At 71.4% G+C, this 9153-nt stretch carries 10 protein-coding genes and 1 pseudogene; 2 read left to right on the top strand and 9 right to left on the bottom strand.

Annotated features, from left to right (window positions below):
* Window positions 1-134 (top strand): annotated as a pseudogene (locus tag CCN42_RS44380) (N-acetylmuramoyl-L-alanine amidase); the annotation flags it as partial.
* A gap of 293 nt (window positions 135-427) precedes the next feature.
* Here CCN42_RS44380 and CCN42_RS12900 read toward each other — a convergent pair.
* From CCN42_RS12900 to CCN42_RS12890, 3 genes are all read right to left on the bottom strand, one after another.
* Complete coding sequence (locus tag CCN42_RS12900; protein WP_086735503.1) at window positions 428-1591, bottom strand: cysteine desulfurase family protein; 1164 nt, start codon at window positions 1589-1591, stop codon at window positions 428-430.
* A 97-nt stretch (window positions 1592-1688) separates the two neighbouring features.
* On the bottom strand, window positions 1689-1955 hold the full coding sequence (locus CCN42_RS12895) for a DUF4190 domain-containing protein (RefSeq protein WP_086168259.1): 267 nt from the start codon (window positions 1953-1955) through the stop codon (window positions 1689-1691).
* A 32-nt stretch (window positions 1956-1987) separates the two neighbouring features.
* The gene (locus tag CCN42_RS12890; protein WP_086168260.1) at window positions 1988-2155 is read right to left on the bottom strand and encodes a hypothetical protein; all 168 of its coding nucleotides are present in this window, start codon (window positions 2153-2155) and stop codon (window positions 1988-1990) included.
* A 114-nt stretch (window positions 2156-2269) separates the two neighbouring features.
* Between CCN42_RS12890 and CCN42_RS12885 the strand changes: the two genes are divergently transcribed.
* Window positions 2270-2905, top strand: coding sequence for a TetR family transcriptional regulator (locus tag CCN42_RS12885; RefSeq protein ID WP_086735501.1), 636 nt, complete (start codon window positions 2270-2272; stop codon window positions 2903-2905).
* A 3-nt stretch (window positions 2906-2908) separates the two neighbouring features.
* Here the strand turns inward: CCN42_RS12885 and CCN42_RS12880 are convergent, their stop codons facing one another.
* The 6 genes from CCN42_RS12880 to CCN42_RS12855 form a co-directional block, all read right to left on the bottom strand.
* Window positions 2909-3874, bottom strand: a complete 966-nt coding sequence (locus CCN42_RS12880) for a helix-turn-helix transcriptional regulator (RefSeq protein WP_086735499.1) — start codon at window positions 3872-3874, stop codon at window positions 2909-2911.
* 115 nt (window positions 3875-3989) lie between these two features.
* Entirely contained in the window at window positions 3990-4859 is an 870-nt protein-coding gene (locus CCN42_RS12875) for a thioesterase family protein (protein WP_086735505.1), read from the bottom strand.
* Window positions 4860-4884: 25 nt separating this feature from the next.
* Window positions 4885-5562 (bottom strand): trimeric intracellular cation channel family protein, encoded by a 678-nt coding sequence (locus tag CCN42_RS12870; protein ID WP_086168263.1) that lies wholly within the window; start codon window positions 5560-5562, stop codon window positions 4885-4887.
* Between the two features lie 70 nt (window positions 5563-5632).
* Window positions 5633-6982, bottom strand: a complete 1350-nt coding sequence (locus tag CCN42_RS12865) for an ABC transporter ATP-binding protein (protein ID WP_245877257.1) — start codon at window positions 6980-6982, stop codon at window positions 5633-5635.
* A complete protein-coding gene (locus tag CCN42_RS12860; protein ID WP_086735498.1) occupies window positions 6979-8079 on the bottom strand; it encodes an ABC transporter ATP-binding protein in 1101 nt (366 codons plus the stop codon). The genes CCN42_RS12865 and CCN42_RS12860 overlap by 4 nt, the downstream gene beginning before the upstream one ends.
* On the bottom strand, window positions 8076-9074 hold the full coding sequence (locus tag CCN42_RS12855; protein ID WP_086735496.1) for an ABC transporter permease: 999 nt from the start codon (window positions 9072-9074) through the stop codon (window positions 8076-8078). Before CCN42_RS12855 ends, CCN42_RS12860 begins: the two co-directional genes overlap by 4 nt.
* Window positions 9075-9153 lie beyond the last annotated feature (79 nt).

Genomic DNA, 9153 nt, shown 5'->3' with positions numbered 1-9153 from the left:
TCCCGGTCGACCGGGAGCACATCATCGGCCATGTGGAGGTGCCGGGGACGGACCACACGGATCCGGGGCCGCACTGGGACTGGGAGCGGTATCTGAAGCTGGTGCGGCAGGCGCGTACGGCGTCGGAGGCCTGAGGGCCTGGAAATCCGGAAGAAATTCCGATTTGCCGGTTGCATTCCCCTTTGCCCGTCTTATCCTGTTGGTAGGCCTACGGGATGAGTGAGGGAGTTCGACCGGAGTTGCCGACTGTGGCGAGACGCTCAGGCATCCGCCATTGCCGACGTCGACGGTCGGGCTGAGAGGCCGGAAGGTCGGGAAGACCGGACGGCGACCCCCAGCCACCTGATCCGGGCAATACCGGCGAAGGGAACCCGTCTCGTAGGTCCCTTTTCGTTGCCCGGCTTTCGTTGCCCGGCCCTGCGGGAATCTAGGTGAGTCCCGCCGCCCGGGCCCGCTCCACCGCCGGCCCTATGGCCTTGGCGACCGCCTCCACATCGGCGGCCGTGGACGTGTGGCCGAGGGAGAAGCGCAGGGTGCCGCGTGCCAGGTCCGGATCGGTGCCGGTGGCGAGCAGCACGTGGCTGGGCTGGGCGACACCCGCGGTGCAGGCGGAGCCGGTCGAGCACTCGATGCCCTGGGCGTCCAGGAGGAGCAGCAGGGAGTCGCCCTCACAGCCGGGGAAGGTGAAGTGGGCGTTGGCGGGGAGCCGGTCGACCGGGTCGCCGCCGAGGATCGCGTCGGGGACGGCCGCACGGACCGCCGCGACCAGGTCGTCGCGCAGGGCACCGATCTCCCGGGCGAAGCGCTCGCGGTGCTCGGCGGCGTGCCGTCCGGCGACCGCGAAGGAGGCGACCGCGGGGACGTCGAGGGTGCCGGAGCGCACGTGCCGCTCCTGGCCACCGCCGTGCAGCACGGGGACGGGGGCGTACTCCCGGCCGAGCAGCAGGGCGCCGATGCCGTAGGGGCCGCCGATCTTGTGGCCGGAGACGGTCATCGCGGCGAGGCGGGAGGCGCCGAAGTCGACCGGCAGCTGGCCGACCGCCTGGACCGCGTCGGCATGCAGCGGGACATCGAACTCGGCGGCCGTGTCGGCGAGTTCGCGCACCGGCATGACGGTGCCGATCTCGTTGTTCGCCCACATGACGGTGGCGAGGGCGACGGAGCCGGGGTCGCGGGCGATGGCCTCGCGCAGCGCGTCCGGGTGGACCCGGCCGTGGGCGTCGACCGGGAGGTACTCGACGGTGGCGCCCTCGTGCTCACCGAGCCAGTGGACCGCGTCGAGCACCGCGTGGTGCTCTACGGGGCTGGCGAGGACCCGGGTACGGGCGGGGTCGGCGTCGCGCCGGGCCCAGTACAGGCCCTTGACGGCGAGGTTGTCGGCCTCGGTGCCGCCGGAGGTGAAGACCACCTCGCTGGGGCGGGCGCCCAGGGCCTCGGCGAGGGTCTCCCGGGCTTCCTCGACGGTGCGGCGGGCCCGCCGGCCGGACGCGTGCAGGGAGGAGGCGTTGCCCGTGACGCCCAGGTGGGCGGTCAGTGCCTCTGCCGCCTCCGGGAGCATGGGGGTGGTCGCGGCGTGGTCGAGGTATGCCATGGTGACGCCGATTCTACGGCGCGCCGCACCCCGGGCCTCGGCGCCCGGTCGGCGAGACACCCCCTGGAAGCTCCAGGAGACGGTGTCGTCGGCCCGCCTAGAAGCTCCAGGAGACGGTGTCGTCGGCCTGCACGAACGCGAGCAGCACCACCAGGTCGGCGACGCCCAGGCCCAGGCCCAGGAGGGCGCGGCCGCGGCGGTGCGTGCCCCGCCACAGGGCGATGCTCGCCAGGGTGATGGCGACGGGCCCCAGGAAGACGTTGAAGACGAGCAGTCCGATCAGCCCGAGGACGAAGGACGCGACGGCCATGCCGTCGGTGTCGCGGATGCCGGTGCGGCGGGTGGCCGGTGCGGTGAGATGCATGTCGGTCAGCTCCCGGTCATGCGTGGGTGTCGTCAGTGGGACGGTGTGTGACGGCGGCGGGCGTGCCGCTCGCGGGCGGCGAAGACGGCGAGCCAGACGGCGATGACCACGCCGGCCGCGACGGAGAAGGTGAGCGGCGCGTGGGCGACGGTGCCCAGGACCACGCCCAGCAGCAGCAGAGCGGCGACGAGGAAGAGCATGGAGGGTTCCCCCCTCTCTCGGTGAACGATTGTGGTTACAGTTGTTCACTGACTACCCAGTCTAGCGCGTCTGACGACTTCCCCCTTACGGAGAACAGTTGTTAACTGCATGGCATGAGTCACACCCTCGGTATCCGGCAGGCCCAGAAACAGAAGACCCGCCAGGCGCTCCTCGACGCCGCGTTGCGGCTGCTGGAGGAGCAGAGCCTGAGCAGCCTCGGCCTGCGTGAGGTCACCCGCGCCGTCGGTGTCGCCCCGACCGCCTTCTACCGGCACTTCCGCTCCACGGCGGATCTCGGTGTGGCCCTGGTCGAGGAGGCGCTGGGCAGCCTGCACCCGATGATCCGGACGACGGTGTCCGCGGTGGACGACCACGACGAACGCATCAAGCGCGCCGTCGAACTGATCGCCCGTCATGTGGACGCGTACCCCGCACACGTCCGGTTCATCGCGCGGGAACGACATGGCGGAGTCCAGCCGGTGCGCGAGGCCATCCGGGAGCAACTGGCCCGGTTCACCGAGGAGGTGCGGACCGAGCTGGCCAAGGACCCTGAGTCCGCGGGCTGGAGCGACGACGACCTGCTGATGCTCGCCGGTCTCTACGTCGACCAGATGCTGAGCACCGCCTCCCTCTTCCTGGAGACCCTGGAGGCCCCCGAGGAGGAGCGCCGACGCGTCGAGCGGCTCGCCACCCGCCAGCTCCGGCTGATCGGCATCGGCCGCAGCCACTGGCGGGACGGGACCACCTGACGGTCATCCCTCCCCCGCGTACAGCCGGGTGACGGACGCGGCCGCCCTCGCCAGCTCGGCGCGGACCTCCGGCGGGGAGACGACCTCCACCTGGTCGCCGAACTGCAGCAGCCCGCGGGCTTCGCCCAGGACGCCGTACGACAGCCGCACGGTGACCCACTCCCCGTCGCCGGAGTCGTCGGGGCGCTCGGTCAGCCAGGGCGCGGTGATGCGCACGAAGAGGCCGAGGCGGTCCCGCCGGACCCGGGCGGTGACGTCGAGCCCGCCGGGGCGCTCCTCCACCCGGCGGCGCAGTTCCGCCCACACGTCGGCGAGTTCCACGCCGGGGCGGCGCCGCACGGGGGCGTCGAGGAGTCGCGCGGACCGCACCCGGTCGGCGCGGAACAGCCGCGGCTTCGCCCGCCGGTCGGCGACCAGGTACCAGACGCCCGCCTTGGCCACCAGGCCGTACGGGTCGACGGTGTAGGTGCGCGCCTCGCCGGTGCCGCCGTGCCGGTAGCGCAGCAGCAGCCGGCGGTCGGCGAAGACCGCGTCCCGCAGCGCGTCCAGGTCGGCGTCCGGCTGCGGGCCGCCCAGCCAGCGGGTGGCGTCGACGAGGATGCGCCGGGAGGTGACGTCGGCGGCCGGGCGGTGCGGGGCGGGGAGCGCCGCCATGACCTTGCGCAGGGCGGAGGCGAGCGCGGCGTCCAGCCCGAGGGCCGCGTGGGCGCCCTGCGCGGCCAGGACGAACAGCGCCCGGGACTCGTCGGAGGTCAGTCCGGTGACGTCGGTGCGGAAGCCCGCGAGGAGTTCGATGCCGCCGTGCCGGCCGCGTTCGGCGTAGACCGGGACGCCGGCGGCGGACAGTGCCTCGATGTCGCGGTAGATCGTGCGGACGGAGACTTCCAGCCGCTCGGCGAGTTCGCCCGCCGTCACGCGGCCGCGGGTCTGCAGGAGCAGCAGGATCGACAGGAGGCGGTCGGACTTCACGGCGTCAGGCTATGCGGGTGGGTCCGGTGCACCTGCCGGGGTGCCGTGTTCGGCCGTCGGCGGGCGCGGGTCGCGCGTGGCCGGTCGCGCGGCTCCCCGCGCCGCTGAGAACCCCTCAGGTGCCCTTCGGGGCCCCGGAGCTCTGGAGCCGGGCCCTCGCCAGCTGGCGGGACTGGGCGACCAGGCGGTCGTCGCTGTCCCAGACCTCCGCGTCCTCCTCCAGGAAGCCGCCCGCGAGGTTGCGGGTGGTGATGGCGACGCGCAGCGGGCCGGGAGCCGGGCGGCAGCGGACGTGGACGGTGAGTTCGACCGTGGGCACCCAGCCGGACAGGCCGAGTTCGAAGGCGGTGGGCGGCAGCGCGTCCACCGCGAGCAGCAGCGAGAAGGGGTCGGCGTCACGGCCGTCCTTGAGGCCGAACCAGGCCCGCATCTCGCCCTTTCCGGAGGGTGCGCCGAGCGCCCAGCCGAGGGTGGCGGGGTCCAGCTTGAGCATCAGCCGGTCGGCGATGGCGGAGCTGCCGGGCACCGGGGCCGGGGCGTCGTCGGGGCCGAAGCACTGATCGATCGACGGGATCGCGGGCGGCTCCGCCGTCGTGCGGACGTCGTCGGGGAGGGTGTCCAGGTCGCCGTAGGAGGCGAGGACACGGATCCGCTCGACCTCGTTGCCCCGCTCGTCGTGCTGGAAGAGGGAGGCCTGGCCGGTGGAGAGGGTGCGGCCGGTGCGGACCGTCTGTGTGCGCACGACCGCGGGGCCCGGCTGGGAGGCGGTCAGGTAGTGCGCGGAGACGGTGAAGGGGTCGGGGTGCGGCAGGTGGTCGGCCAGGGCGCGGCCGAGGACGGCGAGGAGATAGCCGCCGTTGACGGCGTTGATGATGGTCCAGCCGGCGGAGAGGTCGATGTCGTACACGCCGTCCGCGCGGCGCGTGACGGCCGTGTCGCGGTCGAACTCGCTGTCGCCGATCGTCGCCTGGGATGCCTGAGCCATGGCGGTACGGTACAACAGAAAATTACTAAGCGGTAGCTTTTGCTGGCTCCTCTTCCCGGACCGTCGACCGCCGGTTCCAGGCCCGCGGCGCCCGCCAGTGGAAGCGCATCGCCAGCAGCCGCAGCACGAACGCAGTGACCACGGCGATCCCCGAGGTGACCGTGGTCAGCGCGTCGAACCGGATGCACAGCACCACCATCGTGGCACCCACCATCGCGGGCACCGCGTACAGGTCGCGGTCCCAGCGCAGCAGCGAGGGCACCTCGTTGGCGAGGACGTCGCGCAGCACACCGCCGCCGACCGCGGTGGCCAGGCCGAGGGCCGCCGAGGCGGTCAGACCCAGGCCGTACTCGTACGCCTTCGTCGTCCCGGAGACGCAGAACAGACCGAGCCCGGCGGCGTCGAAGACGTTCACCCCGGTCTGGATGCGCTCCACGTGCGGATGGAGGAAGAACACGAGCAGCGCGGCGAGCAGCGGGGTCAGGAAGTACCCCAGGTCCGTGAAGGCGGCCGGCGGTACGGCGCCGATGATCAGGTCACGGAAGAGCCCGCCGCCCAGCGCGGTGACCTCGGCGAGCACGGCGATGCCGAAGACGTCGAAGTTCTTGCGGACGGCCAGCAGCGCACCGGAGATCGCGAAGACGAAGATGCCGATCAGGTCCAGGGTGTGCTGGACGGACGGGGTGAACAGTTGCTGGAGCACCCTGCCATTCTCACCTGACGACGGACCCCCGCCTTCCGAATGAAGGCGGGGGTCCGTCGGTGGTGCGGTGTTACTTGTCCTTGGTCACCGACTTCGGTGAGGTGGCCTCGGTGTCCGACGGTCGCGGCGCGGGTGCGGCGGCCTCGGTGGCGCCGCTCTCCGCGGCCTCGGTCTCCGTCACACCGGCCGTCGCCTCGTCGGCCCCGGCCTTGGGCTCCGCCGCGGCCCCCGACTCCGCCTCGGCGGGGCGCTCGGCGTCGCCCGACAGCTCGGCGGCCACCGCCGCCGACGTCTCCGCCGACTCGGCGAGCACCTTGTCGGAGACCAGCTCGGCCGCCTCCTTCGCGGCGGTCAGCAGCACGGTGTCCTGCGGCTGCTGGTCCTCGAAGTTCTCCGGGTGGTGGCAGGCGACCCGCTGACCGGGGCGCAGCTCCACCAGCGGCGGCTCGGTCTTCTTGCAGATCTCCGTCGCCTTCCAGCACCGGGTGTGGAACCGGCAGCCGGACGGCGGGGAGATCGGCGAGGGCACGTCGCCCTTGAGCAGGATCCGCTCGCTCTTGGCGGACTTGCGGGCGGGGTCCGGGATCGGCACCGCCGACATCAGCGCCTTGGTGTACGGGTGCATCGGCGTCTTGTAGAGCAGGTCGCGGTCGGCCAGCTCCACGATCTTGCCGAGGTACATCACCGCGATGCGGTCCGAGACGTGCCGGACCACCGACAGGTCGTGCGCGATGATCACGTACGTCAGGCCCAGCTCCTGCTGGAGGTCGTCCAGCAGGTTCACCACCTGCGCCTGGATCGACACGTCCAGCGCGGACACCGGCTCGTCGGCCACGACCAGCTTCGGGTTCAGCGCGAGCGCGCGGGCGATGCCGATGCGCTGGCGCTGACCGCCGGAGAACTCGTGCGGGTAGCGGTTGTAGTGCTCGGGGTTGAGCCCGACCACCGACAGCAGCCGCTGCACTTCCTTCTTGACGCCGCCCTCGGGCTCGACGCCCTGGAGCTTGAAGGGGGCGCCGATGATGGTGCCGATGGTGTGGCGCGGGTTCAGCGACGAGTACGGGTCCTGGAAGATCATCTGCACATCGCGGCGCAGCGGACGCATGCCCGCCACCCCGAGGTGCGTGATGTCCTTGCCCTCGAACTCGACCGTGCCGCCGGTCGGCTCGAGCAGCCGGGTGATCAGCCGGCCCATCGTCGACTTGCCGCAGCCGGACTCGCCGACCACGCCCAGCGTCTCGCCGGCCCGGACCTCGAAGTCGATGCCGTCGACCGCGTGGACCGCGCCGACCTGCCGCTTGAGCAGCCCCTTCTTGATCGGGAAGTGCTTCTGCAGGCCGGTGACCTTCAGCAGCACCTCACGCTCGGCACGGGTGCCCTCGCTCTGCGCGGGAATCGTCACCGCTTTCTCGTCACTCACAGCTTCGGCGCAATCTCTTCGGTCCAGATACGCTCCCGCTGCTCCTGCGACATGTGGCAGGCGGCCCAGTGCCGGCTGCCGACCTCGGTCAGCTCCGGGCGGACCGTGCGGGTGACGTTGTCCTTCGGCAGGTCCGCGTACGGGCAGCGCGGGTTGAAGGCGCAGCCCGACGGGACGTTGATCAGCGAGGGCGGGGAGCCCTTGACCGGGATCAGCCGCTCCTGCTGGTCGCGGTCGAGACGCGGCATCGAGCCGAGCAGACCCCAGGTGTAGGGGTGACGGGGCTCGTAGAACACCTTCTCCGCGGGCCCGCGCTCGACGCACCGGCCGCCGTACATCACCAGGAGGTCGTCGGCCAGCTCGGCGACGACGCCCAGGTCGTGGGTGATGATGATGACGGCCGAGCCGAACTCCTTCTGCAGATCCCGGATCAGGTCCAGGATCTGCGCCTGGACGGTGACGTCCAGGGCGGTGGTCGGCTCGTCCGCGATGAGCAGCTCGGGGTTGTTGACCAGCGACATCGCGATCATCGCGCGCTGGCGCATACCGCCGGAGAACTCGTGCGGGTAGTTGTCGACGCGCTTGTCGGGCTGCGGGATGCCGACCCGGTCGAGCATCTCGACCGCACGGCGCTTGGCGGTCTTCTTGTCGACGTCGTGGTGGATCCGGTACGCCTCCACGATCTGCTGGCCGATCGTGTAGTACGGGTGCAGCGCGGACAGCGGGTCCTGGAAGATCATCGCCATCTCGCGGCCGCGCATGCGGCGCACCTGGTCCGGGTCGGCCGTCAGCAGCTCGGTGCCGTTCAGCCAGATCTCGCCGGAGATCTGCGGCTTGCGCTTGCCGTAGTTGCCGGCCGTGTGCAGGCCCATGATGCCGAGCGAGGTCACCGACTTGCCGGATCCGGACTCGCCCACGATGCCGAGGGTCTTGCCCTTCTCCAGCTGGAAGCTGAGCCCGTCGACGGACTTCACCAGACCGTCGTCGGTCGGGAAGTGCACCTTCAGGTCGCGCACTTCCAGGAAGGCGGTGGTCGCGGCGCCGGCGGCGGGGGCGGGCTCGCCCACGGCCGCGCCGGTCTTGCTGAGTTCGGTCATGAGAGCCTCACTCGGGGGTCGATCACGGCGTACAGGACGTCCACCACGAGGTTGGCGATGAGCACCGCGAGAGAAGTGATCAGGGTGACGCCCAGGATGATGGGCAGGTCCTGGTTCTTGATCGCGTTCAGCACGGCCTGGCCGAGGCCGGGCAGGGAGAACGTGGTCTCGGTCAGGATCGCCCCGCCGATGAGGGCACCGAGGTCCATGCCGAGCATGGTGAGGATGGGCGTCATCGTGGAGCGCATGGCGTGCTTGCGGATGACGACCGGCTCCCGCAGGCCCTTGGCGCGGGCGGTGCGGATGTAGTCCTCGCCGAGGATCTCCAGCATGGTCGCGCGGGTGATGCGGGCGTACATCGCCGCGTAGAGGAAGGCCAGGGTGATCCAGGGCAGGATCATGCCGTCCAGCCAGCCGCTGAGGCCGTCCTCCAGGGGCACGTACTCACCGTTGATCCAGCCGAGACCGTAGGAGAAGATCGCGAGGCTGAGCAGACCGGTGAAGTAGATGGGCAGGGAGACACCCGCCAGGGCCACGATCATCGCGCCGCGGTCCCAGAGGCTGCCCCGCTTGAGAGCGGAGAGCACACCCGCGGCGAGGCCGAAGAGCAGCCACAGCACGGCCGCGCCGAGCGCCAGCCCCAGGGTCACCGGGAAGCGGTCGGTCAGCACCGGCCAGATGGCCTGTTCGCTGCGGAAGGAGTAGCCGAAGCACGGCGCGGCGCACTCGGTGACGTCACCGCCGCCGGAGTAGGTCCGGCCGACGAAGATGCCCTTGAAGAACTCCCAGACCTGCGCGTAGATCGGCTCGCCGAGGCCCAGCTTCTGCCGCACGCCCTCTACGGCGGCGGGGTCGGCCTGCTTGCCCACGAAGCTCAGGGCGACGTCGACGCCCGCCCACTTGGGGATGAGGAAGAAGATGCTGAAGACCACCACGACGATGACCACGAGCATCACTACGGCGGCGAACAACCGCCTGATGAGGTAAGCGAGCACAGCTAACGGCCCGCCGCGGACCGCGGGCCGCCGGAGGTCTTCCGGGGCCCGCGGTCACGCCGCGCCGGCCTTCACCTGC

Origin of the sequence: Streptomyces glaucescens (assembly GCF_002154375.1) — a bacterium.
Taxonomy (GTDB): Bacteria; Actinomycetota; Actinomycetes; order Streptomycetales; family Streptomycetaceae; genus Streptomyces; species Streptomyces glaucescens.
This window is presented reverse-complemented; position numbering and strand designations above follow the sequence as displayed.

What these genes read in the sequence shown, in the direction of transcription:
- CCN42_RS12860 (WP_086735498.1), bottom strand. Translation starts at nt 8,079, where the DNA reads ATGACCGAACTCAGCAAGACCGGCGCGGCCGTGGGCGAGCCCGCCCCC.
- CCN42_RS12885 (WP_086735501.1), top strand. Translation starts at nt 2,270, where the DNA reads ATGAGTCACACCCTCGGTATCCGGCAGGCCCAGAAACAGAAGACCCGC.
- CCN42_RS12895 (WP_086168259.1), bottom strand. Translation starts at nt 1,955, where the DNA reads ATGCATCTCACCGCACCGGCCACCCGCCGCACCGGCATCCGCGACACC.
- CCN42_RS12900 (WP_086735503.1), bottom strand. Translation starts at nt 1,591, where the DNA reads ATGGCATACCTCGACCACGCCGCGACCACCCCCATGCTCCCGGAGGCG.
- CCN42_RS12875 (WP_086735505.1), bottom strand. Translation starts at nt 4,859, where the DNA reads ATGGCTCAGGCATCCCAGGCGACGATCGGCGACAGCGAGTTCGACCGC.
- CCN42_RS12890 (WP_086168260.1), bottom strand. Translation starts at nt 2,155, where the DNA reads ATGCTCTTCCTCGTCGCCGCTCTGCTGCTGCTGGGCGTGGTCCTGGGC.